The organism is Enterococcus nangangensis (assembly GCF_005405245.1).
Taxonomy (GTDB): domain Bacteria; phylum Bacillota; class Bacilli; order Lactobacillales; family Enterococcaceae; genus Enterococcus_J; species Enterococcus_J nangangensis.
The window spans coordinates 1-26,058 of the sequence record NZ_BJDR01000007.1 but is presented as its reverse complement, the minus strand read 5'-3'; the positions used below and the strand labels follow the sequence as shown (position 1 = coordinate 26,058).

The window sequence follows — 26,058 nt, the reverse complement described above, 5'->3', positions numbered from 1 at the left end:
AATGCCTCCTAAAGTTCTTTAAAAATTTCTTCGGCTGAGCCGTAATATTCTAAAACATCCGCTGCTAAGGGGCGACTAGGGGCTTCACGGTTAATCACCACCACTTGGCTGTCTAGCTTTTTGGCATCCAATAAGCCAGCAAAAGGATAAACCTTGAGACTCGTCCCCACCACCACCAGCAGCTGCGCTTGCGCCACCATTTTTTCGGCCACTATTATTCGTTGCAAAGGTAAACCTTCTTCATACAAAATAATATTGGGGCGCAAACGGCCACCACAATTGGCATGCACATCACTAGTTAAGTAATCCGCTACCGGCACTGCGGCTTGACATTTTTGACAATAAACGTCACTTAAATTGCCATGAAAAGCGACCATCTGAGGTGTTACCGCCCTTTGGTGTAACCCGTCAATATTTTGGGTCACTAAAGCCGAACCTTGACGACAATACTCGGCAATTTTTTCATGAATGATATTAGGTTTCGCGTCAGGGTGATATAAATGTTTGACAAAAGCATAAAATTTTTCTGGCTCGTACTTTAAACAAGTGGCGCTTAATAAATACTCCGGCTCTTCCAAGCCGTGATAGACCCCCGTTAAGGAGCGATAGTCAGGAATCCCTGAAGGCGTTGAAACCCCCGCACCAGTTAAAAAAGTAATGTGTGCTGCCTGTTCTTGCATGAAAGAAATTAATTTTTCGCCACTGATTTGTGTCATTGTCCTCACCCTCCCTCATTATAGCCGAAAACTCTAGCTTTTTTCACGGAAAACAAAAAAAGCGGCAGCGAAATCCTACCGCAAAATACTTATCCTTTATTTCGTCGCCGAGCAATCCCTTGTTTTAACGCTTGATAAAACGTCAAGGAATGCACTAAACGATCAGCTGGTACATATTTATTAATGGCCCGCAACACTTCTTTGGGTTTTTTCGAGGAAAAAGTGTACGTCCCGTTTTTCTTCGTACGGATGGCATAACGGGGAATCCACTTGCCTTTAAACATGACTGAAGCAATCACGTAGTCCACCTCTTCCCAAGGAATTTGCATAAAATTGTTGGGATTGCGGTTATCGTAAAACTCAAAAGCATGATCCCCCACCATTACTTTACCGTAATCGGCTATGCCGAGAAAAGAAGTTGCGTCACAAGTTAAATCTACTTTCGTATTTAACGACTGCACCATGGCTTGCGCCCCTTTCTAAAACTGTATGTACTTTATTATACCTGTCTTTTTTTATTTGCCAAATAGTAAAGAAAGCTTGCTGCCTACAATAAAGAAAAAACAAAGGACTTGGCTGTAGATTAAGCCAAGCCCCTCGTCCATTTTTTACATAATGTGTGCTAAGTGAGCTAAGACACCCACAACGAACAAGCCGATAATGATAATGATTGGCGAAACTTTTTTCTTCAACAACCACATACATAAGAGCGTCAATAAGACCCCTGCTAAACCAGGAATTAAGCTATCCAAGTTTTGTTGCAAAGTGGTTTCTTTAAAGTTTGTCATGGACAAACCATTTTGAACATCCGTTAGTGCTTGTCTAATTCCGTCTGTGCCAGCTGGCAATTTATCCCAGTCGATAAAAGCACCATCTGATAATTCAACTTTGGAAACCACGGGTGTAAACTTAATGGATACCCAACGTTGAACTAAAGATCCTAAAACGAACATCCCTAAAATAGAAGCTCCTTTAGTCACCTTTTGCAATAAACCACCAGATAAGTCATCGGTAATTTTAGAACCGGCTTTGTAGCCGAACTCTTGCGTATACCACATGAAGGCCCAACGAATTAAGTTCCAGAAAACGAAGAAGATAATTGGTCCTAAGATGTTTCCGGTTAACGCTAAGGATGCACCGAGAGCACCTAACATTGGACGAACAGTAAACCAGAAGACTGGATCTCCGACACCGGCTAAAGGACCCATCATCCCAATTTTAACCCCTTGAATCGCTACGTCATCAATGGGTGCACCATTGGCACGTTCTTCTTCTAAGGCTAAGGTTACCCCGATGATTGGGGAAGCCAAGTATGGGTGCGTATTGAAGAATTCCAAGTGACGTTTTAAAGCCGCTTTACGATCTTCATCAGATTTGTATAATTTTTTAATAGCGGGAATTAAAGAGTAACACCAGCCACCATTTTGCATCCGTTCATAGTTCCAAGACCCTTGAATGAAGGTAGAACGCCATGCAACGGCTAAACGATCTTTTTTACTTAACGTAATTTTTTCTGCCATTTTATTTCTCCTCCTTCAAGTTTAATAGTCATTTAAAATGTCGCCGAGAGGATCCCCGGTACCGTGATTACCACCACCAGCTGAACCACTACCTGAACCACCTTCTGTGATGTTCAAGTAAATTAAAGCGATGGCTACAGCTAAAGCCCCGATGGCAATTAAAGTTAATTGTGTAATAGCAGCTACTACAAAACCGATAACGAAGAATGGCCAAACTTCACGAGTAGCCATCATGTTAATAACCATGGCATAACCAACGGCTACCACCATCCCACCACCGATAGCCATCCCATCAGATAACCAAGCAGGCATCATTTCTAATAATTCTTTTACGCTGTCGGCTGGAATCATTAATAGCAAAGCAGCTGGTATCGCAATCCGTAAACCTTGTAAAATGATAGCGATAATGTGCCATGTTTCTAACTTGCGGATGTTTCCTTCTTCAGCAGCCCCATCCATAATGTGAACGATTGGTACAGCTAAAGTACGAACTAACATGGTGATGAACAAACCGGCTACAGCCAACGGAATAGCAGCAGCAAAGGCGGCTTGAATTCCTTTTGTGTCGTAGTTCCCACCTAATACTAAGATGATGGCTGAAGCAACGGAAGCTAACGCTGCATCCGGTGCAACGGCGGCTCCAATATTGGCCCAACCTAAGGCAACCATTTGTAAGGTTCCGCCTAAGATGATACATGGTACTAAGTGACCCGTTACTGCCCCGATTAGGGTACAAGCAACAAGTGGTTGGTGGAATTGGAATTCATCTAAGATACCTTCCATCCCAGCAAAGAATGCCACAATAATAACTAAAATTGCTGAAACAATATTAATTGACATTTCCTAACCCTCCTATTTTTTTATTATGCTTTGGCTAATTCCGTTTTAGCCTTTTTCAAGATTTCGTCCATATTATCTTTGGAATCATTAGGTACTTTCCGTACGTCAAAAGTAATTCCTTTGGCTTTTAATTGTTCAAAAGTATCCACATCATTATTCCCCATGGACAACACTTTACTTACGACAACTTTACCAACAGAATGGGCCATGGAACCAACGTTGACTTCTTTAATTGCCACGCCGCCATTTGCTGCCCGCAAAACATCTTGAGGATTTTCAAAAAGTAACAAAGCTTTCGTTGCGCCAAAGCGAGGATCTTTTGCGATTTCAATCATTTTGTCTACTGGAATAACGTTCGCTTTAACACCTGGAGGCGCTGCTTGCTCGATTAATTTCTTCCGCAAGTCATCTTTAGCTACATCATCAGAAACTACTATGATCCGATCTGGATTCGTTGATTTCGTCCAAGCAGTAGCAACTTGCCCGTGAAGTAAACGTGAGTCTACCCGTACTAAAACAAATTTGATATGCCCGTCCCCTAAAACTGTACCTTTAGGAATACTTCCTTGAACAGGTGCTGCCGCAGCTTCGGCTTGTGGTGCAGCTTGTGGTTCTAAAGCTTCTGGCAAAATCCGTACGCCTTCTCTTGCGGTGGTCACAATGTGTGCCGCAATTTCGTGAGCTGTGTTCATGGAGAATCTTGAAGCATAAGCCTCAATCACCATTGGCAAATTCATGCCGGAAACAATGGCCCATTTGTCCTTGTGTTCTTCAAAGAAGCTGTTTGCCTGATTAAAAGGCGTGCCGCCCCAAAGATCAACTAAGAATAAAACTTCTTCTTGGTCGTCAAAAGAAGCAACTGCATCTTTGATTTTACCTTTGATGTCATCAGGTCCTTCGCTAGGCATCAGAGTGACTGCTTTGACGTTTTCTTGTTCGCCAAAAATCATCGCCCCTGATTGTAAAATACCGTTAGCGAATTCGCCGTGACTCGCAATGATAATTCCTACCATCTTTCTACCTCCTCTTTTATTGTTACAGTCTAGCTTGATGCGTAGCGCAAGCGACGTGTCAAACCGTTGTGCAAAAAAGTTTTTCAACTTCTGTAACCAAATGTTAAGTGTGAAGCATTTTGTCCTTTTGAATCAGTTGCAAAAGATCCAGCTTGCGGTCGTTAGGCACTTGGCGAATTTCTAACTCAATGCCATATTGGCCAAGTTGCTGAAACGCAGCGACGTCTTGTTGATCCAAAGAAATAAAATTCGTCAGCATCTTTTTCCCTACCGTGTAGCGCAAACCGCCAATGTTCACTGACGTTAAAGGAATTCCCGCTTCCACCACCGCCAAAACATCTTGCGGGGTAGCAAAAAGCAACATCACCTTTAGCTGGTCAAACAATTGATGGCGATAAACTTCCACTAGCTTTTGCTTAGTAATCACGTTGGACTTAATGCCAGGGGGGGCTGCTTGTTTTAATAAAAACTTGCGCAACTCATCATGGGCGACTTCATCACTGATCACCAGAATGCGTTCTATGCCAGTGGTTTTGGACCAAACCGTCGCAACTTGGCCATGAATCAAGCGGTCATCGATGCGCACTAAACGGATATCCATTCCCATTTCCTCACCTCCATGTTTACTCAGGTGAATGGCAGAGGTTATACTCTATTGATCACCTTGCTATAAAGCAAGAACCGTGCCACAATACACTAGAGCAACTTCACGAAGAAAAGCGTTTCCTAGCGATACACAAAAAAACGATACACTGTTGTGTATCGTTTTTTGTGTATCGCCTGTTTTTTACTTAAAAGATAAGAGGGATTCGGTGATATATTGCTGAACATAATATGCTTCGCTGGCGGGAATCGCCATTTGCAGTTGCTGCCCTAAAGCGTGTAAGGCTGCCGTCACTTGTGGATCAGCTTGTACCGTTACACCTTGGGGTTCTTTTAACGGATGCTGCAAGATAGTGCGCTCCACACTTCCTGCTAGATGCAGCACTAGATTCATTTTACTGCCAATGGCCTCGGGCGTTTCTAGCGTGCCTAAGAGTTCTTCAGCCACTTGCCAAAGAGGAGCGATTAGCTTCTTCCCATTGATGAAGGTATAGCTTTCCTCCATAAATTGAATACACAAGCGGTACCCTTGCTCTTTATTTAAAGGAACTTGTTGAACTTCTTGTAATTCACATTCTAAAAGCAAACTTTCTAAAACATCGTCGGCAGCTTGATTAATTAAATTTTCCATCGGGATGTGGGGCACACTTAAACTCGTTTTCACAATTCCCGTGGTGGCCACAATTTCATATTCTTGTTTTAAACGCGGCAGTTGACTCTTTAAATCCGCAACGGATAAAGTTAAAACTTGCAACCGTTTGAAGCCATGCTGTTGTAATGCTTGTTCTAACAATTCTTTTAAGCGCAATGCGGTCCCTTCCCCAGAAGCACAGATAGCTAAAATTACTTTTTCTTTACTGGGATTTTCCGTCAGCTCCACCGGCAAAGCGCGCTCGTAGCCGCGAAAATCTAAAAGGGACTCATAAAGCTCTTCGGCATCGGCCCCCACGGTAGAAGATTTACGTGCGGCTTCCAGTAAAAGTGGTGTCGTCACCATATCTAAGGTGCGCACCAGGACGCCGGTTTTCTCTTGTAACTCTTCATTGAAAGAAGCCAGGGATCCCATATCCACTAAGAGTAAAACCCCGCTCCCTTCATCGACTTTTTCCACTGCTAATTGAATTTTTTCAAAAGCTGAGCGCGGGTGCATGTCTAAAGGCATATCCACCGCTAAAATATTCGTGGCATCCAGCAATTCCCGCACAACTTGGACCATGGAAGTGGCGGTAGTGTTGCCGTGAGCTGCCACAACAATGCCAATCCGGCCCGCTGGTTGATTTTCCCGCAAAGAAACCAAGAGGACGGTTAAATAATCATCTTCACTTTCGGGAATCACCACGTGAAGTTCCTTTTCCACCATTTGGCGGACTTCGCGAGCCACCCCTCGTTCTTGCGGGTAATCCTTAGCCATTTCATTAATATTATCGTTAAGTTCCCGACTTTCTCCCATGTGCAACTTTTTTAATAAGGATGAAATGTGAAGACTTAAGGCATAAATAAAGTTTTGGTGTAATTTTTTTTGGAGCCGCTGACTCACCATGACCGCCACTTGATTACTAATTTCAATTACTTTCTCGTCAACAAACTCTGCCAGACGCGTCTTCGTATCAAAAGTAAAACCGTGATCTTTGTAAAAAGACTTCAGATGGATATTAATATCAGTAGAAATAAAGTGATTGATTTTTTCTTGGTCGAGACCTTCTGCTTTTAATAATTTAGCTTTGTCGCCGATAATGTCGTACAAGTTGTATGGCAACTCGTAGGGATCCGTTTTAATCAATTGATCGATGGCATTAGGCGTAATCACCATCTCTGATTCCAAATAAGGAGAAAGATCCATCGCCTTTAAACGGTCCGCCGCTAGTTGAACTAACCCCGACTTAATATTTTCCGTTAAATCATTAATAGTAATGGAAATTTCTTGCTGATTCATGTGATTCATAAAACCACGCGCACAAATCAGCTGGACATTGGATTTTAGCTGTCCGATATTGCCATAAGAAACGCTACCAATTAGCGCCTTCACTACATCTTCAGTTAAAATTATTTTCCGCTGAATACGGTTGGCCTCTAAAGCGACTAAAACCCGCACCAAATCAATTTGCTCGGCAGCTGGTCGTTTGTCAAAAGGCGGCAACTTAATGGTAATAGGAATGCGCCGCGTAAAAGTATCCAGCAAACTAGAGCTAGGGTTTTCCGTTGTCGCCCCCACAATCCGGACGTTGGCGTGATTATTTTTACTACTTTCCCCTAAACGAGAGTAGCTGCCATGATCCATAAAATAAAAGATCATCTCTTGCCCTTCTGGCGGCAAACGGTGAATTTCGTCCAGAAATAGCATCCCGCCATCCGCTTTTTGAATGAGCCCTACTTTATCTGTTTCCGCCCCGGTAAAAGCCCCTTTGACATAACCAAAGAGATGACTCATTAAAAGCTCGCCATTGTTGGCATAATCGGCACAGTTAAAAACCACCAGCTCGTGATCTTGCGAAATAATTTTTTGCGCCTGGGCAAATTGAAACATGGAGTGGGCAAAAAAAGTTTTCCCTGAGCCGGTGGGGCCGGTAATTAAACAATTTAACCCTTTCGGCGGATATAAAATCGCCGCTTTAGCCTGATCGACAGCGTTACGCATACTCCCCGTCGAACCGATAATACTGGCAAAAATATCGCTGCTCACATTCGTCTCCGTGTCTTTGGTCTTTTCTTTTTTGTGAGGCTTATTTTTCGTAGGCGTTGTTGCTTGCCACGCAGAGGGCGCTTGTTTCACACTTGCTAAGCTGTCGTCCCCCACACTAAAATAGCGCACCGGTCGACTACTGGTTTTCCGGAGCAGACCTTGGGCCACCAGCTCGTTTAAGTCTTTACTAACATTCGTGCGCTGTAAGTTAAGACTAACGGCGACATCTTGTGTCGTAACATTATTATGTCCTTTGACAAAATCATAAATGCGATCAATTCTTCGTTCCATACCTTCACCAATCCCTTTAATCCCTTAGCGACGTGTCTTTTGCTGTAAAAGAATACACTAATCATGTAAATAATACACAAAAAAAGCTATTTTGTCCTGTAAAAAAATTTATTAGTAAAATTATGTTCGCAAAAAAGCAATTTATGCCTAAGCTTCGACAATAAAAAACAGCCACCTCGATAAAAGTCACTGCTTTTTAACGAGATAGCTGAATTCTTTTAACTTTAGCCGTCATAAAAACCTAATACAGCAATCGCAATCATCACAAATAAAACCGCTACATATTGTTTGTTGCTGAGTTTTTCTTTTAAGAAGATACGAGCAAAAATGATGGACACCACACTGTAAGAAGCAATCATCGGTGCCGCGACAATAGCGTTCCCACTCATGGCAAAAACATAGAAAAATTGCCCCAAGGTTTCAAAAATTGCCGCTAAACCTTTATCTTTTTCCCGGAAAGGATTGACCTTTTCCTTTTTCACCAGGGCTAAGTACCCCCACACCAGCAAGGCCACGATAAAGAAAGTCAGCTCGTAGCTCATGTTGGCCTGATCTTCCGGTAAAATTTGTCGGTAGTCTAAATAAATGCCATCAAAAAAGGTCCCTAAACCGTCAATCACACAATAAAGGAGGGGGAAAATGATGGCGATCGCTCCCACACGATACTTTGGATCGACCTTTTCACCCCTAGCTGCTAATTCATGGTCAAACTCTTGCTTTTCAAAAACAGAGAGTAAAAATAAGCCGAGTATAATGACAATAACTGCCGCCCATTGCAGTGGCGCCATCGTTTCTTTCATAATGAAAAAGCTTAAGAGCACCACCACTGCCCCTGATGAGTTACCGATGGGACTAGATACCGAGACTTCAATATAACGCAACCCGAAATACCCTAATGCCATGGAAAGAATGTACATACTAGAAACCGGTAAATATAAAATTAAATTGCTGAAATCATAATGAATTCCTTCATAGACAACATAATAAAATAGCGCGTGCAGCCCCATGACAAGCCCCACCATCACCACTGTCTTTAAAGCACTATAGCGATCCTTCGCGTTATTGCCTTTTTTATAAAATAAATCCGCCGCGCCCCAAGCCACCAGAGTGACTAGCGCTGGTAAAAACCACATATTCTCATCCTCCTTCATTTACCTTTGTGCTGTGTAACTACCAACCAACACGCCTTAAGCCTACAAGAGACTGCTTTTTTCGTCAATAAAAAGTTAAAATTTGGTCTGAATCTTTTATGCGCCAAGCAACTGGTCGGCCGCCTCTCAAAAAAGTATCAATAAGCTCCCTTTACTGGACAATAAAAGAGAGGCCTTTTAGGGGACCTCTCTTTAGCTAAATTATTTTGCTTGCCGTCTCCGCCAGAACCACAAGGCTACAGCAACTAACACTAAAGCACCTAAAATGGAAAGGCCGCTTTGAATCGTGTCACTGGTTTGTGGTAAACCGGTACGTGGTAAACCAGGTCTTGGAGGTGTCGGTGGTGTTTCTGGTGTGTGAGTATTCGTTAAATCATACCCAGCAACAGCTACCGTGTACCCATCAGGTACATTAGCTTCACCAATTGTGTAGACATAAGCTTCACCATTAGGCGCAAGTTTTGGCAAATTACTAAAGGTATATTGCCAGTTGTCTTTAGCCGCAACCTCTTGTGTTTGGAAAGCTGTGCCATTTTGATAAAGCGTAACGGTAATTTTTGTTGGCCGCAAGCCATCTTGATCATCTTGATCATTCCACGTCTTGGTACCAGAAATTTCGGTGGTGATTAAAGTATTGGTGACGTTCATGTCCTTGGCTACTGCAGTGTAGTTAGCTGGAACGTCTACTTCTTCAACGGTATAGACGTATTCTTGACCTTCCGCATCAAGCTTAGGTAAATCGGTGAAGGTATATTGCCAATTAGCCGCTGCGGTGGTGTCGGCAGTGAAGCCGTCTAACTTGTCACCGTTTTGATAAAGTTGAACCGTGACATTTGCAGGGCGACTGTTAAATTGATTGTCAAAGTCGATCCAAGATTTTTCGCCGCTGACTTCTGTGGTAACCAAAGTGTTGGTAACGTTCATGTCTTCAGCTGCGGCGGTGTAGTTAGCAGGGACGTTTACTTCTTTAACAGTGTAGATATAGTCTTTTCCTTCTTCATCTACTTTAGGTAAGTTTCTGAAGGTGTAACTCCAATTATTGTTGGCGGTAGTTTGTAATTCGTAACCTTCAACTTTATTGCCGTTTTGGTAAAGTTGCACCGTTACTTTTTCTGGTCGACTGGTAAATTGATTATCAAAGTCGGACCATTCTTTTTCACCAGAAACTTCCGTGGTGATTAAAGTATTGGTGATATTTAAAGTTCCATCCTCCACCTTGTATGCAGGAGTTTGTTGGTAATTTTTCTTAATATTTGTTTCTGTGACAGTGTAGGTTAACTTGCTACCCTCTTTGTCATATGCTGGCAAATCAGTAATGGTATACCCTTTAGTATAATCAGCAGCTTGCAGGGTAAATTCTCCTGACGGATTATCTGGTGTTGTCACTGAGGTAGTAACGCCAGCCTCATTAGTTGCGGATAATTCAAAGGTAATTTGACTTGGACGCAAGTTAAAGTGATCATCAAAGTCGACCCAATCTTTGGTAACGGTAATTTGTGTTTTGGCTAAATTATTTTGTAGTTCAGCATTTTCCCCATTGGCCACTACTTGACCATCCGGCGTTGTCGTATAGGTGTTGCCATTACTTAATTCTTCTTTAACTGCATAAGTAATTTCGTTGCCGGCAGCATCGTAAATTGGCAAGTTATCAAAGTCAGCTACCCAAATATTTTGATCACTAGTTTTTGTTAAAGTAGCTGTTTTTTCAAGACCAAAAGCATCGAAGAATGTCTGCCAATCGTCACCATTTTTAACCATCAAGGTGGCCTTTAACTCATCAGGACGAGTTTGATAGTAGTTATTTACGTCATCCCAAACCTTTTTCACGTGAATCTGCGTTGTCTTTAGTTTGTTTAATAAGTTGGTTTTATCCGTTACTTTCGGCGTGAAACCAGGAATGTCATCTGTAACGCGATATTCTAACTTATTATTATCTTTGTCGTAAAGTGGAAGGTCTGAAAATTCATAGTGCCAATTGTCGGCGGTGACTTCTGTGGTAACCGCGGCGCCCTCTTCGTTCGTAACATTTTGCCATTCATCTTTACTGTCTGCAATACGAGATTGTAGATTTAATGTTACTTGATCTGGAATTAATCCGTGAGTATCCTCTAGAAGGTCATCCCAAATTTTATCACCAGAAAGAGCGGTGGCTTCGACGTTTTTCACCGTTGTCGCCGTTTCTTCTCCAGATCCTACTTCTACAGTTGGATTGGCATTAGTTATCAGGTAACCCGTTGGCGCACTCACTTCATGCCATTTGTACTTCCCAGGTAGTAAATTATCTACGCTAATCTCGCCATTCTCATTTGTTGTATATTCAGCGGGAAGGTTTTTACCATTCGCATCGGTAGTTACAATCTCATCGGTATCGTTTTGTAGCAATTGGAAAACTGCGCCTTTTAAGGGCCGACCATTAGTATCTTCTTTAATTAACTTTAAAGCTCCCGTTGGTGTATTTTCGACCTCATAGGTAGCTGCCACTTTATCTTTAGTAACTTCAAAAGTCCAAGTTTTATTTGCTTTAGCGTAACCTACTGGTGCGGTATCTTCTTGTAAAACATAAGTACCGTACGTTAAATTATTAAAGGTTACCAAGCCCACATTATCCGTTACTTTATCTGAAGCTACAATGGTATTTTCGGAAACTGCTCCACGGTAAAGGGTAAATACCGCACCTGCTAGTACTTTGCCATGATTGCTAGCATCAACTTTTTTGAAGGTTAAGCTACCGGTAGTCCACTCAGTATTTCCTCCTGTAACCAGAGTTTTAATTTTAATATCTACGTCTTTACTAGGTATCGACTTGTCAACATTATCTCCTGTAATTGTTACTTTGTTGGTGGCTTTAGCATTTTCCTTATTATAGATTACAGTTCCTTGGTAGGAAATACGATAATGCTTAGTAATTGGTCGCATCACACTAGTGTCAACTTTACCATCAGCACCCATCACAACATCTTCATCACTTAAGTAAATGACCATTTGTTGTTCTTGGAAGCTAACATAATATCGAGAAGCCGCAACTTTTTCTTCGTTACCTTCGTCGGTTACTTCATAAACTGCTAATGATTCTTTGATAACATTTAAGTTTGTCCGTTCGTCAACAAGTTTAACATTTTGCAAAGGCAACTTGTCCTTGTTAACTTCAATCGTATAATCTACGGTGTCGCCATCGTTCTTTTCGGTCCCAGATGCTACATTGGCAGTCTTACTGATATAACTATCTACCTTAGTATAATCCGCCGTACCGGTTAAATCTTTAGGTTTAACATTATCATCGTGGTAAGTAGCGGTGTTAGTTACTTTCCCTGTTGGCAAAGTCGTAGTTTCCTTAAGCTGTGTACTAAAGGTAATTGTATATGGCGCCGTGCTATCTTTGGCAAAGCCGGTAACTACCAAGACACCATTATCGCCGCCGTTAACTTCTTCTCCAAAGAATGTTTTTGTTGCGCCAGCTTCCACTAACTCAGCTGTTAACTTGCCAGCAATTTCTGCACCTTGTTCATCCAAGGTCGTGCTTGTAAAGTTGGCTTTAGCTTCATCATAGGTAACCCCAGCAGGAATTGGGTCAGTTAAAATACCATTCTCTCCTAAAGCAACCTGGCCATTATTAACAACAATCTTCCAATTTACTTGCTTATTGGCAAGGTCATATGCTCCCTCTTTCGACCCACCAATTTCTTTGCGGAGATCTTCGTGAGGATTAAAATCATTCGTTCCTTTAGTATCCGTTTGAGGATTATTTCCCAAATTATAAGTAAAGGTTGCGCTATTATGAACTTTATGGTCATATTCATCTGCTTTGACTTGATAGCTTGATGTGTAAACCACTACAATTTCTTGCGTAGTTTTACTGTTGTCTTTACTTTGAATCGTAAAACTCTTAGCGTCTTCAGTTTCAGTCAGAGTATAATCTGTATCTTTAACCAATTTTTCTGCTTTAGTTAAATCATCAGCTGTTTCTCCTGCATCCAAGGCATAAACGGTAATGGTGTCATCTTTCCCAAATGAACTGCCCGTTAAGGTATCGGCAAAAGACCAACCTTCAATCGCATAATGTTCAGGATTGGCGATTAATTGCCACTGCGCTTGCCCTGCTAATTCTTTTGTTTCATTTAAGTTATCAAAGTGTAGGCGTTCCTTATCAAAGCTTGGCTGATTAGTAGTAACATGACCAATTCCATTGCCGTCAATCCCATCACCATTTAACGTATTAGTAAACGCACCGGAGGAAAGATTAGAATCTGGAGTACTCGTTTGATAATTAATCGTAAAGTCATTGGTAACTTCGTCAAGAAAGTGCCAGGTGTACGTTGTTTTGCCATCAGCATCCGTAGTACCTTTTTCAATCTCAATTTTAGGACTTTCGCTGAATGTAGCTTTACCATTTTCAAAGACCAATTCGTTACCTGAATCATCTAGCAACACTTGGTTACGGTCCATGGTGTCGGTAATCGTCGTATCTTTAGCTAATGGTTCATCATTGACAGTGAAATTAACTGTCCAATTAATTTTTCCATCTTTCACTTCGCCACCAGTTTTAGTAAATTGGTGCTTCTTTAACGTATAGGAACCACCTGGATGTTGGTCGTTCCAGTCGATAGTGTTTTTATATTCGGTTCCAAATTCTGCGGCTATTTTGGTGTAATAAGTAAAGTCAAAGTCTGATGAAACGCCATCAGGAAAAATTAATTTATATTGGCCGGCTGTATCGGTAATTTCGACTTTAATATTAAGACCACTTTGTGCAGAAAGATATTCGCCAATTTCATCCGCCTTCGTGAGCTCAGTACCATCTTCTTTGGCGAAAACTTGCCCATTAGTCATGGTTTCAGTAAAAGTGGTCCCCGCTGGTAAATTCACTCCTGTTTTAGTAAATTTCAAATGCCATGGTGCGATACCATTTTTTATCTCTTGATTTGAGCCGGCTGTTTTTTCTAATTTAGATTCATAACCAAAGCGTGTAGCAGCATCCACAGTAAGATCATCCCAACCATTTTGAGACAAAGTAGCTTGGTTTACAATTTCTTTAGTGGGGTCACTTACTAGGGATTGATCATTAAAGTTCACATTGGTTTCTAGATAAAAGGTGTAGGTGTCATTGCCATCAGGAACTGACAATACTAAATCTGGCTGTTCAGATTTAACATAGCCATAATCGCTAACCGGGACTTCTACACCATTTTTTTCCACTTTAGCTAACTTAGTAAAAGTTATCCCTTGTGGTAAAGCGTCTTTGAGTGAAGCACCATTTAACTTTAATTTAGCTTCGTTAACTGTAATCTTCCAAGTAATCGTTCCTTGATTCTGCTCATCAGCAGGTGACGTCTGACCAGAAACTTCTTTTTTCAAGACTTTTTCTTTGGGAATATTTATTTTAGGAATCTCAATTTCATCATTGTCGACAAAAGGAATCGTTAGATCATTATTTCCTGGGTTATCGTTTTCCCCTTTTACAGCTTGACCTGAAATATAAAAATCACCATGAACATCAGAGTGATCTTCGATTGCTTTTTCAAAAACAATATGCACTTTTCCGTCTTCGGTAATCGTAAAATTCCCAAAAACAGTTCCTTGCGCATCTTTTAGCTGCCCTGATAAAAGTTGACCTTTTTCTACTTGAACTTTGAACTGTGCAGGTAAATCAAAGTCAAAATAATCGCCTGCATGAATTTGTGTCCGAATTTCTTCAGGGATATCCCAAGTATATTCTAAAGAAATGTCTTGTCCGTCAGAAATAGTCGTATCTTTTAATAACGGGTTCCCATCTTTATCTAAAATTACTACATCAGAAAAAATTGTCTCTACACCGTAACTTGTAATATTTTTTGCTGACTTTGTCGGTGGACTCAGCAATTTTACAGCGTTATCTGTAATTTCTTCAGTTGTCGTTGTTGAATCAGATGTGGTGGTTGTACTTTCTGTCGTGGAAGGACTTACCGTACTAACTGTACTTTCTTCAACGCTTTTTGCAGCAGTCGCAGTGGTTGTACTATCGTTAGTCGCGGTAGAAGTAGTGCTCGTTGTCGCAGACGTTGCCACCTTAGCGGCTTTAGTGTCGATAGTTACCGGCTTTGCTGCTGCCAGTAAATTTTTCACCGTCCCATCCCCTTGCGTTTCGTTCCAGCTAGAAGTAAACGTTACGGCATCTTTAGCCGGTATGGTAAAGGTCAAGGCTACTTGTTCTGGCACTTGACTGGCGACATTTTCCACCAAAGCATGCGTTTCTTTTTGATAACTAAACAAGTTAGCAGGCGTTGTTTTGACAGCGGTTGGCTCGATTTTTTCAGTGCCGGCTGTTAGTTGAAAGCCTACTTGGCTTGTTGTCGTCGTTGTTTTGGTCAATTGAATTGTCCAATCAATTTTTCCGTCTTCGGTACGCTGATAAGCTGCAGTTGCAGTTCCTGCTGGCAGCTTAAATAATTCTATCGTTTTAGCTTTAGCTGCTTCTTCAGCTACAACGGTTACCCCTTGTGCTAAGTATTGTACAAAAGGTAGCAATGTAATAATTACGGTTAATAAAGAAAATATTCTGGTTGAAAGCTTTTCTTTGTCCCTCATTTGTTTCTTTCATCGTCCTTTAAAAAGATTTTATTTTGTCTCCCATTCCTTAGCGGCTCATCTTAAAAGCTGCTCCTTCCTAACACCGCTGCTTAAGTTTCCATTATCTCGTCCACGAACATTTTTCTGGGGGCAATGATTATTTTGTGAACTTTGCCCCTCCTGTTTTGATATTAAAAAATGTTCGTTATTTCACAGCCTTTATTTTAGCTCACACTGCTATGTAAATTCAACCTGTTTCTTCCCATTTACGGGAAGTTTTCTGTAAAAAATCCAACTTTTTTCGTGGTAATATCTTACCCCTCAGATTTTTTAGTTACAGCAAATTTTTTTGTGAAAAAGTCCTCGTCTTTGACGACTGTTTCATGACAAAAAAGAGAAAGTCTGTTAAACTGTGAACGTAGAAATAAAAGCGAGGTGAAAAAGTTGGTACCCTTCTTTATTTATTGGGCGGTAATCTTGGTTTGCTTGGCCTGGGCCGTCTTAAGCCTGTGGTTCACTATTTTTTATCTTTCTCGGAAAGAAAATGGAAATTTATGGGCCTTTGCCTTTTTCAATGTTTTAGCCGCTATCGTTTTAGCGATTCTCTTAGTCTTTTATCGGACATGGGGCTGGGGCATTACCCAATACTCAAGCTTCATCTACCTAGTACTAGGCATCCTTGGCGTCTTAACAATCGCACAAGCAGTGCTTGGTCGGGAGAAAAAAGAAGTTAAAGCTGCATAATTTAGTCAAAGAAAAAGAGCTGTCTCGGTTGGAGGCAACTCTTTTTTGCTGTTTATAAATAGTTGGCGATGATTTGCACTAAACGTTGCGGCAAGGTTTGTAAATCTGTCAGGTCGATAGTGTTTTCACTGCCGTAAATCTGGCTAATTACTTCTTGGTCTTGGCCAATGGCACAAGCGAGATAGGTAATGCCTTGGTGACGAAATTCTGCCAAAATGGTCTGCATATCGGCAATCGCCCGCGCTCCCGCGTAGTCCGGTAAGGCTTTAGGTTGACCGTCACTTAAGCTGATTAATAGTTTAGTAGTTTGGGGCATTTGCAATAGCCGTTGGGATAAAATGCGTAAGGCCATGCCGTCACGATTATTACTGCGAGGTTGGATATGCATTAAAGCATATTTTTCATCTGGATTTTGGCTCGCAAAGTCCACGTAAGCGTAAATGGACATTTGTTCCAGGCGCGTACGGTCAGCCGTGTCCCCATAAATCATGATGGGAATCCCGCAAGCGTGACAAAATTCATAAAGAGCAAGCGCTGCTTTTTGCGCCGCGGTGATGCGCCCAAAAGCTGACATGGAGGCCGATTCATCGATGCGTAGAGTCACCGCCAAGGTTGGATTTTCGGTTGGCGGTGTTTTGCGAGCAAAGTAGTGCAAGTCTGGTGTGGCGACACGTGCTGCTTGAAAGGTATTGCCGTAAAGTTGGCCGCCCCGCAATTCATTAGTAGTCTCGTGGACCAGTAGCGGCTGGGTGCGCTGGATTAATTCTTGAATCACCGGTCGCAAGACGCGAGCTTCTTTGTTATACGCCGCCTTTTCTTTCGGCGTAGCACTAATGCGGTGCACCACTAGTTTTGTTTTTTCATGGATGCTCCCTTTAACACTAGCCCGCGCCTCTTGATTCAAGGTTTTCCGCAATGTTTTTTCCGCATCAGCCAACGTTATCGGACTCGTTAACTCGTGGTAAATAGGCGAGCCATCTGTACCGTTTTCGCTGCTTTGGGTTTGGGCGCTAGTACTGGCGCTAGTGGTTTCCGTGTGCCCTGTACTGTCGGCGGCGCGCCGCAAACGCAAGGCGTTAGGATGAGTCGCTTCCGTTTCCGTTGCCGCAAACGTGCCATCAGTTGCCACATGAACATCAAGCACTTCCGTGTCCGTTGCAACGGGCGTTTGAGTCTGAGGCTGGGATGGTGCTTGTTCCGTAAGTTCGGCTAATTGTGTCATGAGACCTTGCTTGGTAAGGGCGGCAATTAAAATAGCAAGCTCAGTGGGATCGGTGGTCATTTTATAAAGTACTTTCTGATAGATACTGGTGGCAGCCGAAGCGCCATTAAAGACCGCGTCCAACCAGAAAAAGTAGGAACGCATACCGGCCGCACCTTTAATTCCATTAGCTTTAGCCGTTTGATCCAAGACCATAATACTTTCTGCTAGCACCGACAGTACTGCCTCATCCGTACAACCCGTCTTGGCTTTCCCTCGGGCCATCATCACCTCTTGCGGCGGCAAATCCATTTTTTCACTGTGTTGCATCCGATCCCGCAACGCTTCATTTAAAGGTCGACAGCCATTGTAGCCGCGATTAGTGGTAATGACGGCGATAAAATCTGGATGCCGTTTTACAATACGGGTGGGTAAATTAAGCGTGCCTTCTGCTTCCAATGCCGCATTTAAAGCCATCAAGACGGCGGCATCACGAATCATGGTGGGCTCTTGAATTTCCAAAAGCCAGCCATTTTCAAAAGCTTGGACGATTTCGGAGGGATAATAAGTATAGCGCACTGGACCCGTACTGGTGGCGTCCGCTTCGTCAACGACAGGCAAAAGCGCCCCCAACACGTCGGACTTATCCATATCGGCAAAGCAAGTAATTTTCGTGTAGGGCAAACCGAAGTCAGCAGCTAAAGCTTTGGCTAGCTGCGTCTTACCAGAACCTGCGTCTCCTTCCAGTAAAATATTAGTGATTTTCAACTCTGGATGGTGCCAGTTGCGCTGCACCTCGTGACAAATGCGGGTCTCGTATGCACTAGTAATATGGGTCGCCGGCTTATGCCACAGGAGCGCTTCTTCGGTGGCCGTCAATTGGCGGGTCGGATCAAGCAGATAAGGTGCCCTCATCTTAATACTCCGCCAATTCATTGATTAGGCGGGTTAAGACCCGTAAACGCTCACCCGTCAACTCGCCTAAATTCGCTAACGCTTGATCAAATTTTTTCAAGTCCGCTACCACCTCAGGATTCTCTTCATTGACTTGCACCGTCATGGCACTTCCTTGCAGTCCTACTCGCGCCAAAACTGGTTGATTTTCCGGATACATTTTAGGAAAACGATAAGCTTCTTTAAAATGTAACATGGTTTGGGTCACGATAATCCCTAAGTCCAACACTTGGTGCACCGGTAGTTCCAGCGCTAAAGTTGGCTGGCCGTCAGCATCCTTTTGCCAAATTTGAGCAGCGATTTCCATTTTTTGATTGACGGCAAGCTTCGGTGTGCCTAGGGTAATTTCCGTAATCGCGGAAGCGTAGGCGTTACGACCGTCCACTTGTTGATAATCTGGCACGGCAATCACCGTTTCCTGATTCATGGGATTTATTGTTGATTTATTTTCTTCCATTATATTCACCTCGCCTTTATTATGGGGGCGGGTCGGCGAAAAAACAATCCACGTTGCGTAGAGTCCCAAAGTAAGCTTTATTTAATGACTAGTAATTTTTAGTCCGATAATACCGATTAAAAGTACTCCGACAAAAAACCAAGTGCTGCCACTCAAACGATCACCAAAGAAAGTAACGCCAATCACCACACTCCCCACTGCACCAATTCCCGTCCATAAAGGATAGGCAATACTCATAGGCAAACGGTGCGTCGCTTTTGCCAAACAAATAAAACTAATAACCATCCCGATAATGGTTAAAGTGGTCATACTGGGCTTACGGAAACCGTCACTCATCTTCATAAAAGTCGCCCATACTACTTCAAAAATCCCCGCTACTACTAAGTAAAACCATGCCATCTTTTTTTCTCTCCTTAAAATAAAAAACACCGCGCCTTCATCCTATTTAGCCTAAAGGATGAAAACGCGGTGCTGCCCGGCGGCAGAATGATTACCTTGTGCATTAAGATAGCACAAGATTTTTGGTGAGTCAACTCGGAAATTTTAAGAAGACAGCAGCTTTTTGTAGATTAATTTGTTGCTGGATTATCAATTGTAACTTTTTCTAGGGTAAATTCTTTTAAGGATAATCTTCCTAAGCCATTGTAGCGAATATAAATTGCTTGTACACCGTCTGGTAGCAATACGTTCACGTCATGTGTCCGCCATTCAGTACTCCCAGCTAAATTAACTGTAGCTATTGCTTTCCCATCCCATGCTGTGGCAATTTCAATATTCGTTAAATTAGATCCCCGCGTTGTCAAACTTTTTAAGACCGTATTTTGACAATCAAAATATTTAAAGCCCATGACTGTTCCCTTGCGAAGATTTGAAATATAACCTGGCTCTTGATCGCCATCGCGCCCTTCTTGGGTAATCCGTGGAAAACGTGCGTCCATGAAATCGCCTGGGGCACCTACAGTAGCTTCAGGAGTGGCACCGAATAAATTACAAGCAATATAAGCAGGATATGTTCCTTCCCCTCGTAAAGGACCATTATTAGGGCCACAAGAAGTCATCTCTACTTGCGGAATCGTGCCATCCGCCAAAATAGTGATGGGTTCTATTAACCCTTGCCGGCTGAAGTTTGTACCATTCGTATGGCGATGATAAAAAATGTACCATGCGCCATTAATTTTTTCAATTCCTCCGTGGTTGTTTCCACCGTACGCCGTCGTCATCGTTGCTGGTTTGTAAGTATCAATATGTGAATCATTGTTGCTTACAATAACTCCGCGATAGACAAAATCACGATTTGGAAACTTGCTTGTCGCATAACATAATTCATGATTGACAACAGAGGAGTACACAAAGTAATACGTATCGCCTACTTTGCGAATGGAAGAAGCTTCAAAAAATTCATGACCTTCATAGCCCGTTCCTTCCCCATAAGGTTTACTTGGTACAATGTACTCAGGATTAGTCTTCACCGTGAGCATATCTTCTTCTAGTTCGGTCACCATCGCACCGTGTCTGGTTTTGTCATGCGGCATGGAAAATCCGGTATAAAGATAGACCCGCTTTTCTTCCGTTAAAACGCCGGGATCAAATTGTGGCTCATCTGTCGCAGCTTCCCCTAAACGCGTTCCATCAGGATACTTTACATAGCCATAAAATTCGTATTTTCCTGCAGGCGTATCGCAAACAGCAACGGAGACAATTGGCGCATGACTTAAAACATAATATAGGTAGTATCTGCCATCTGGCCCTTGTGTAACATCCGGAGCAAATAAGCACATATCCCCATCTCTATTTTCTGGATCATCTGTTTTTTTTGAAAATGACCCCTTCGTATTGCCAATCAGTCAAATCATTCACTGAAGCAGAATAGCAAATATAATCATTTAAGCAATAAGCATAGCCGTTAAACCGATCATGAGAGCCATACACATATACTCTGTCCCCAAACACGTGGGGCTCTCCATCTGGAACATATTCCCACGAGGGCATATAAGGATTAAATCCTTGTTTTTTCATCGTTAACCTCCTTAAATTCTACACATTGACAGTACTATTAATATACCTATCCCCTACTAATTTATCATAAAGTAACCCAGCGGTTCAGCTGATTGGAATCATAGATTCCCCAAATGATAGCCAGAGCGTACCGCGCGTCCAATCCCGGTAAATACTCATCATTCAAAGCGTATTGTCCATTAAGCCGATGACAAAATGCTTCAATTAAACGCTTATGACTGTCCCCCCACTGTGCCTTATGCTCAGCAGATTGGGTGATGCTTTGAATATCGACTACTTGACCATCAATCATCAAGGTTTCCATGGATAACACAATCGATGATTTTTCAAAATCAAAAGTAATAGTTGGCGAAGGGCTGGAAGAAAAATTGTTAGAAGCATGAATGACAATCGGAATCTCACCGATTAAGCCGGTGGCCATCGCTGCATCCTCAACTTCAATGACATCTTCCAGTAAGCTAGTCATAATTTTCCCTTTAATTTTATCAAGAGGAGCAATAAACCAAGTAATGGCATCAAGCGTATGAATCCCTTGATTAATTAAAACACCACCGCCTTCTTGGACTAAAGAACCTTTCCAGTCAGCAGCTGCATAATAGGCCTGATCCCGATGCCAAGTCAGTTCACACTTCACACCGTTTAAGTTACCAAACTTATTTTGCTCAATCATTTTTTTCAACTTAATAAAAGGTGGATTAAATCTATTTTGGAAACAAACCGCGTAGACTTTTTTACTTTTTTCAACGGCAATCGCTAAAGCAGCTGCATCTTCTTTCGTGGTGGCCATTGGTTTTTCACACAAGACGTGTTTACCTGCTGCCAAACTTGCCAAGCTCATTGTCGCATGTAAATAATGTGGCGTTGCAATGATGACGGCATCCAACGTTTTATCAGCCAAAAGGGCGTGATAATCATCGTAAAAGCGACAATTATTTTTCTGAGCAAAAGCTTGACCGCGTGTCACGTTGATATCACAACACGCGCCAAACATCGCACCATCCAGCTGTGCAATCGCTGAAGCGTGGGTATTAGAAATCGCACCACAGCCGATTATTCCAAAACGAATCATCTTATCCCTTCTTTGTAATTAATAGGTATTTTCCGTATCTAAAACTTTTTCTTCTACCGTTTTCAGTTTTGACGTTGCAATTCTTTTTTGCAGCTCTTCAAAGAATAAATCTTCATCAATTGGCAAATCAACCCAACGTTCTTGCCAAGCAGATAAGTGAATCGCATTTGAAATCATTAAGCCATTAATGCCTTCAACCCCTGGTGATTTCAATTCTTCGCCAGTCAAAATATTATTCACAAAATTTTGAACAACTTTTGAATGACCGCTGGCGCTATCAAAGGTTGTTGGCACTTTGATTTCCCAGACTTCTGGTTCTCCAAAGCCGCCTTCATAAGTGGCATTCCATTCTGCTTCATCCACACGAGTTTGCCAGAATTTTAATTGATTATCTTCAATGACGATTTTTCCTTTTGAGCCAACGATTTCAAAACGATTGGTTCCTGGAGTCTCCGTCGTCGTTGTTACAAAAACACCGGTAGCTCCATTTGCATACTCCACGTAAGCTGTAACGTCCGTTTCAACTTCCACATCGCGGAGTTTTCCAAAGTAAGCAAAACCCATCACTCGTTTTGGCATGCCGCAAATCCACTGCCATAAATCCAATTGATGTGGATCTTGATTAAGTAGCACGCCGCCGCCTTCACCGGCCCAAGTTGCGCGCCAACCCCCTGAATTATAATAACTTTGCGAACGATACCAATTGGTAATAATCCAGTTAGTGCGGCGCAGTTCACCAATTTCACCTGCTTCGACTAGCTCTTTAGCTTTTCGGTAAGTAGGATTCATTCGTTGATTATACATCAAAGCAAACGTCAATTCAGGATACTTTTTGGACTCTTCGATTAACTCGCGGACTTTTTTCGTGTAAACACCCGCTGGTTTTTCGCTTAAGACGTGTTTGCCTGCTTTTAAAGCAGCCATGGCGATGACTGGATGATCATAATGTGGCGTTGAAATGATAACCGCATCAATTGCTTCATCAGCTAGTACTTGTTGGACAGAGTCATAAAATTTATAATTTTCACCGTATTTACGTTTAGCCACCACCAATTTATCGGGATTAATGTCGCAAAAGGCTACTAACTCTGCTCCTTTAATTTCGTTGTTGGACAAGTATCCGGCATGAAGATTCCCAATATTCCCAACCCCAATGATTGCAATTCTAACTTTTTCCATTATTTCCACTCCTGATCCATCTCTTCAACAAGAATTTTTTTCAAAGCGTTACTAGCCACAGTAAATAATTTTTCACCATCAGAGTCGCTTGGTTCAATTGAAACATTTTCTTTTTCCAATTGAGCAAAGCCATCAAAAATCGATAAATGTGGTTCTAAAGACGCAAAGCCTTCAAAATTTTGGACTACTAATCCTTTTAAGACGTCTGCAACTTTACCATCCCCGAGACCCGCTGGCGTTACTTTGTGGTTAGCATAAAGCGCATCTTTGATATGCAAATACGCGATTTTTTCTTTTAACATGTCAAAAGCGTGAGGATAAACTTCCACTTCACATTGAACAAAATTCGCTGGGTCAAAGGCGACTTTCACTTGATCGTCATTTAAAGCTTCCAGTAGTGCTGCACAACGTTCAGGGGTATCACCATAAATACCTTTTTCATTTTCATGCAAAAGAGTGATTTCAGGATAGGCTTTAGCACTGGCTAAAAATTGTTGCCACCGTGCTACAACTTTGTCTTTGTAATCGTCAGGATTTTTTTCATTTTCCATAAAGAAGCTGAACATCCGAATGTAAGGCGCTTTAAAAATACGCGCAATCGCTAATACATGTTTGAATTTTTCTAGATGCGCTGCAAAATCATCTTCAATCCCAATTTTTCCAATTGGCGAACCGATACTTGACACTTTGATTTGATTTTCATTTAAGATGTCAACGTAATGCTCCGCTTCCTCAAGCGTGAAATCACTAACGTTTTTACCAGCAATAGCTCGTAATTCAAGATGACTGATTTTATTTTCTTTTAACACACGAATTTGTGTAGCCAAATCGCCACTAATTTCGTCAGCAAAGCCTGTAATCGTAAAATTATTTTTCATTATCCATAATGCTCCTTTTTATTTTTAGTTAAGCGCTTTAATAAGACCATTGTAAAGTAACAAAATATTAAACTAAATCCCCAAAGTGAACAAAAAATAGGACTTTTGTGCTATTATTCTAGTGAAGTCACATGTTGCAAAAAAAATAGGAGCGCCCATGAATAAAATACTTTCTAAAAAGTCGAATGATAGTATCCTCTCAGCAAATTTTGATCTCCATTATCAAAAAAATGAAGCTATTGACGGTGTCGATTTTCACCCAGAAAATCATTATCACGAATTCCATGAATTATTTTTTTTAATTGAAGGAGAAGTGGATTTTTTTGTTGAAACCGCCCGCTACCACCTTACGGCAGGGAATACCTTGTTGATTCATCATCATGATATTCATCAAGCCATTTTAAATAACATCACTAAATACCATCGTGTTTTCATCTATTTGGATCCTTCCCTATTAAAAAAATATAACAGTGTACAAACACCCTTAGATTATTGTTTTTCATCCATCGACGGGCACCATAGTCATTTAATTCAAACTTCTTTAGAAGACATCCTCCCTTATCTCCGGCAACTTGAAAGACTGCAAAGAGATAAAAGCTATGGCAAAGATACCTTGGCTCTTTGCACGATGTTAGAATTACTCATTTTTTTAAATCAAACCTTGATTGACCAAGAAGAATTATTAGATAAACCGCTTGTAACGGTTACCTCTCCATTAATTAAAGCTACTTTCGAGTATATTCAAGAAAATATCGCTGAACCTTTTACCGTACAAGATTTAGCTCAAAATTTATACGTCAGCCGGGGACACTTATCGCGGGAATTTAAAAATTATACCGGCGTCACTTTGCATGCATATATTTTAAAAAGAAGACTCCTATTGGCAAAAAAATATATCGCTCAAAATGAAACCATCAGTAACGCGGCACTACAATGCGGTTTTGTTGATACTTCCTATTTTATTAGAGCTTTTAAAAAGGAATTTCAGATTACCCCCAAGCAATACCAAAAAAAAATAAACAAAACACCTTTCTTAAACCTTTGATAGCTAAAGCGCCTCGGCCTTCTTGTTCCCTGTTTTCTCTTTCGTATTTGTGGTTGCTTTCGACAAAAAAATTAGCAGCTCCCAGAAAAAATTTTTCTGAGAACTGCTAGTTTTTTATTATTGAATCGGGTGATAGGTGAAGCCACGCCCGTTAACATCAGAAACATTGTAGGCCACCATAAAAGTCGTGGGATCTACTGCGTGAACCAGTTCTTTAACGCGGAGATATTCTTTATCGGAAACAATAATTAAAATCATTTCCCGACCTTCATCGGCTTGACCCCCGCGAGCATCAAAAATCGTCAAGCTGCGATCGAATTTTTCCAACAAGGTTTGGCGAATCACTTGGGTGTTATTAAGACTGAAAATCATCACCGCTTTCTTCCGATCAAACCCGGTTTCCATATACGCCATTACAATAGAAGTAATTACTAAGGAAAAAATCGCAAATAAAAATTCTTCAAAGCCAAAAACGTACAAACTGGCAAAAACAATGACCGTATCAGTCAAGAGTAACCCTATCGAAGTGCTGAGGTGGAAATACTTTTCAAAAATCAGCGGCGGAATCGTCGTACCACCACTAGAAGCTTTCGTTTGATACAACGTGGCTACCCCCACCGCAAAAATCGCACTACCTACAATGACCGACAGCAAGCGATCACTGGCAACCATTTTCCCAGGAACGATTTCCAAGAAAAAGGGAAAGAGAATACTGCCGTATAACGTGTTAAAGAAAACTTTCTTCCCTAAAAAGAATAACGCCAAGACCAACATGACGACGTTTAACACCAGCACCACTAAGGCGCGGGGAATTTGTAGCGTGGCTTCCAGCAAAATCCCAATCCCACTGACGCCACCAGCCGCAATATCATGAGGCGCTAAAAATAAATTAATCGCAATAGCTAAAAGCAAACACGCCAAAGCAATTTTTAAAATTTTAAATGTAAATTTTTTCATGGAGCACCTCCGTTAAAAAATTGTGGTGTTCTTCTTTTATTTTAGCAAATTTCATAACACACAACAAATAGTCCTTTAAAGAAGCGCTAAATTCTTAGGAGACTTTCAGATAACGTTTGTTCGCAAATAAGAAAACCCTCGGATAATTATCCGAGGGCTTCTTTGATATTTGCGCATGCTGTTTTATTGCTCGCTGAATCG

20 protein-coding genes are annotated in these 26,058 nt (G+C 41.6%); 2 read left to right on the top strand and 18 right to left on the bottom strand.

Features of this window, described 5'->3' with window-relative positions:
• Positions 1-8: 8 nt before the first annotated feature.
• The 9 genes from FFM57_RS03750 to FFM57_RS03710 form a co-directional block, all read right to left on the bottom strand.
• Positions 9-716 (bottom strand): NAD-dependent protein deacylase, encoded by a 708-nt coding sequence (locus FFM57_RS03750; protein WP_170999878.1) that lies wholly within the window; start codon positions 714-716, stop codon positions 9-11.
• 89 nt (positions 717-805) lie between these two features.
• On the bottom strand, positions 806-1,180 hold the full coding sequence (locus FFM57_RS03745; protein WP_137599179.1) for a DUF956 family protein: 375 nt from the start codon (positions 1,178-1,180) through the stop codon (positions 806-808).
• A gap of 144 nt (positions 1,181-1,324) precedes the next feature.
• A complete protein-coding gene (locus tag FFM57_RS03740) occupies positions 1,325-2,236 on the bottom strand; it encodes a PTS system mannose/fructose/sorbose family transporter subunit IID (protein ID WP_137599178.1) in 912 nt (303 codons plus the stop codon).
• A gap of 21 nt (positions 2,237-2,257) precedes the next feature.
• The gene (locus FFM57_RS03735; protein ID WP_137599217.1) at positions 2,258-3,070 is read right to left on the bottom strand and encodes a PTS mannose/fructose/sorbose transporter subunit IIC; all 813 of its coding nucleotides are present in this window, start codon (positions 3,068-3,070) and stop codon (positions 2,258-2,260) included.
• A 29-nt stretch (positions 3,071-3,099) separates the two neighbouring features.
• On the bottom strand, positions 3,100-4,089 hold the full coding sequence (locus FFM57_RS03730) for a mannose/fructose/sorbose PTS transporter subunit IIA (RefSeq protein WP_137599177.1): 990 nt from the start codon (positions 4,087-4,089) through the stop codon (positions 3,100-3,102).
• Positions 4,090-4,192: 103 nt separating this feature from the next.
• The gene (locus FFM57_RS03725; protein ID WP_137599176.1) at positions 4,193-4,696 is read right to left on the bottom strand and encodes a PTS sugar transporter subunit IIB; all 504 of its coding nucleotides are present in this window, start codon (positions 4,694-4,696) and stop codon (positions 4,193-4,195) included.
• Between the two features lie 180 nt (positions 4,697-4,876).
• Complete coding sequence (locus FFM57_RS03720; protein ID WP_137599175.1) at positions 4,877-7,663, bottom strand: sigma-54-dependent transcriptional regulator; 2,787 nt, start codon at positions 7,661-7,663, stop codon at positions 4,877-4,879.
• Positions 7,664-7,887: 224 nt separating this feature from the next.
• Entirely contained in the window at positions 7,888-8,796 is a 909-nt protein-coding gene (locus FFM57_RS03715) for an EamA family transporter (protein ID WP_137599174.1), read from the bottom strand.
• 219 nt (positions 8,797-9,015) lie between these two features.
• Entirely contained in the window at positions 9,016-15,375 is a 6,360-nt protein-coding gene (locus tag FFM57_RS03710) for a Cna B-type domain-containing protein (RefSeq protein ID WP_137599173.1), read from the bottom strand.
• 426 nt (positions 15,376-15,801) lie between these two features.
• On the opposite strand from FFM57_RS03710, the gene FFM57_RS03705 reads away from it, so the two are divergent.
• On the top strand, positions 15,802-16,101 hold the full coding sequence (locus tag FFM57_RS03705) for a DUF3810 domain-containing protein (protein ID WP_137599172.1): 300 nt from the start codon (positions 15,802-15,804) through the stop codon (positions 16,099-16,101).
• Positions 16,102-16,153: 52 nt separating this feature from the next.
• Here the strand turns inward: FFM57_RS03705 and FFM57_RS03700 are convergent, their stop codons facing one another.
• The 8 genes from FFM57_RS03700 to FFM57_RS03670 form a co-directional block, all read right to left on the bottom strand.
• Positions 16,154-18,217 carry an AAA family ATPase gene (locus FFM57_RS03700; RefSeq protein WP_137599171.1) on the bottom strand — a complete coding sequence of 688 codons (2,064 nt, stop codon included), beginning with the start codon at positions 18,215-18,217 and terminating at the stop codon, positions 16,154-16,156.
• A 1-nt stretch (position 18,218) separates the two neighbouring features.
• The gene (locus tag FFM57_RS03695; protein WP_246023385.1) at positions 18,219-18,713 is read right to left on the bottom strand and encodes a DUF6530 family protein; all 495 of its coding nucleotides are present in this window, start codon (positions 18,711-18,713) and stop codon (positions 18,219-18,221) included.
• Positions 18,714-18,794: 81 nt separating this feature from the next.
• Entirely contained in the window at positions 18,795-19,112 is a 318-nt protein-coding gene (locus FFM57_RS03690; RefSeq protein WP_137599170.1) for a DMT family transporter, read from the bottom strand.
• Between the two features lie 170 nt (positions 19,113-19,282).
• Positions 19,283-20,554, bottom strand: coding sequence for a family 43 glycosylhydrolase (locus FFM57_RS03685; RefSeq protein ID WP_281275727.1), 1,272 nt, complete (start codon positions 20,552-20,554; stop codon positions 19,283-19,285).
• Positions 20,514-20,729, bottom strand: coding sequence for a hypothetical protein (locus tag FFM57_RS09920; RefSeq protein WP_212741486.1), 216 nt, complete (start codon positions 20,727-20,729; stop codon positions 20,514-20,516). Before FFM57_RS09920 ends, FFM57_RS03685 begins: the two co-directional genes overlap by 41 nt.
• A 64-nt stretch (positions 20,730-20,793) precedes the next feature.
• The gene (locus tag FFM57_RS03680) at positions 20,794-21,798 is read right to left on the bottom strand and encodes a Gfo/Idh/MocA family oxidoreductase (RefSeq protein WP_137599169.1); all 1,005 of its coding nucleotides are present in this window, start codon (positions 21,796-21,798) and stop codon (positions 20,794-20,796) included.
• Between the two features lie 18 nt (positions 21,799-21,816).
• Positions 21,817-22,977, bottom strand: coding sequence for a Gfo/Idh/MocA family protein (locus FFM57_RS03675; protein WP_137599168.1), 1,161 nt, complete (start codon positions 22,975-22,977; stop codon positions 21,817-21,819).
• Positions 22,977-23,855 carry a sugar phosphate isomerase/epimerase family protein gene (locus FFM57_RS03670; protein WP_137599167.1) on the bottom strand — a complete coding sequence of 293 codons (879 nt, stop codon included), beginning with the start codon at positions 23,853-23,855 and terminating at the stop codon, positions 22,977-22,979. Before FFM57_RS03670 ends, FFM57_RS03675 begins: the two co-directional genes overlap by 1 nt.
• A gap of 157 nt (positions 23,856-24,012) precedes the next feature.
• Here FFM57_RS03670 and FFM57_RS03665 point away from each other — a divergent pair, with 157 nt between their 5' ends.
• Positions 24,013-24,900 (top strand): helix-turn-helix transcriptional regulator, encoded by an 888-nt coding sequence (locus FFM57_RS03665; protein ID WP_137599166.1) that lies wholly within the window; start codon positions 24,013-24,015, stop codon positions 24,898-24,900.
• 117 nt (positions 24,901-25,017) lie between these two features.
• On the opposite strand, the gene FFM57_RS03660 is transcribed toward FFM57_RS03665, so the two are convergent.
• Complete coding sequence (locus FFM57_RS03660) at positions 25,018-25,857, bottom strand: YitT family protein (protein ID WP_137599165.1); 840 nt, start codon at positions 25,855-25,857, stop codon at positions 25,018-25,020.
• Between the last annotated feature and the right edge of the window lie 201 nt (positions 25,858-26,058).

What these genes read in the sequence shown, in the direction of transcription:
- FFM57_RS03750 (WP_170999878.1), bottom strand. Translation starts at nt 716, where the DNA reads ATGACACAAATCAGTGGCGAAAAATTAATTTCTTTCATGCAAGAACAG.
- FFM57_RS03745 (WP_137599179.1), bottom strand. Translation starts at nt 1,180, where the DNA reads ATGGTGCAGTCGTTAAATACGAAAGTAGATTTAACTTGTGACGCAACT.
- FFM57_RS03740 (WP_137599178.1), bottom strand. Translation starts at nt 2,236, where the DNA reads ATGGCAGAAAAAATTACGTTAAGTAAAAAAGATCGTTTAGCCGTTGCA.
- FFM57_RS03730 (WP_137599177.1), bottom strand. Translation starts at nt 4,089, where the DNA reads ATGGTAGGAATTATCATTGCGAGTCACGGCGAATTCGCTAACGGTATT.
- FFM57_RS03725 (WP_137599176.1), bottom strand. Translation starts at nt 4,696, where the DNA reads ATGGGAATGGATATCCGTTTAGTGCGCATCGATGACCGCTTGATTCAT.
- FFM57_RS03720 (WP_137599175.1), bottom strand. Translation starts at nt 7,663, where the DNA reads ATGGAACGAAGAATTGATCGCATTTATGATTTTGTCAAAGGACATAAT.
- FFM57_RS03715 (WP_137599174.1), bottom strand. Translation starts at nt 8,796, where the DNA reads ATGTGGTTTTTACCAGCGCTAGTCACTCTGGTGGCTTGGGGCGCGGCG.
- FFM57_RS03710 (WP_137599173.1), bottom strand. Translation starts at nt 15,375, where the DNA reads ATGAGGGACAAAGAAAAGCTTTCAACCAGAATATTTTCTTTATTAACC.
- FFM57_RS03700 (WP_137599171.1), bottom strand. Translation starts at nt 18,217, where the DNA reads ATGAGGGCACCTTATCTGCTTGATCCGACCCGCCAATTGACGGCCACC.
- FFM57_RS03695 (WP_246023385.1), bottom strand. Translation starts at nt 18,713, where the DNA reads ATGGAAGAAAATAAATCAACAATAAATCCCATGAATCAGGAAACGGTG.
- FFM57_RS03690 (WP_137599170.1), bottom strand. Translation starts at nt 19,112, where the DNA reads ATGGCATGGTTTTACTTAGTAGTAGCGGGGATTTTTGAAGTAGTATGG.
- FFM57_RS09920 (WP_212741486.1), bottom strand. Translation starts at nt 20,729, where the DNA reads ATGAAAAAACAAGGATTTAATCCTTATATGCCCTCGTGGGAATATGTT.
- FFM57_RS03680 (WP_137599169.1), bottom strand. Translation starts at nt 21,798, where the DNA reads ATGATTCGTTTTGGAATAATCGGCTGTGGTGCGATTTCTAATACCCAC.
- FFM57_RS03675 (WP_137599168.1), bottom strand. Translation starts at nt 22,977, where the DNA reads ATGGAAAAAGTTAGAATTGCAATCATTGGGGTTGGGAATATTGGGAAT.
- FFM57_RS03670 (WP_137599167.1), bottom strand. Translation starts at nt 23,855, where the DNA reads ATGAAAAATAATTTTACGATTACAGGCTTTGCTGACGAAATTAGTGGC.
- FFM57_RS03665 (WP_137599166.1), top strand. Translation starts at nt 24,013, where the DNA reads ATGAATAAAATACTTTCTAAAAAGTCGAATGATAGTATCCTCTCAGCA.
- FFM57_RS03660 (WP_137599165.1), bottom strand. Translation starts at nt 25,857, where the DNA reads ATGAAAAAATTTACATTTAAAATTTTAAAAATTGCTTTGGCGTGTTTG.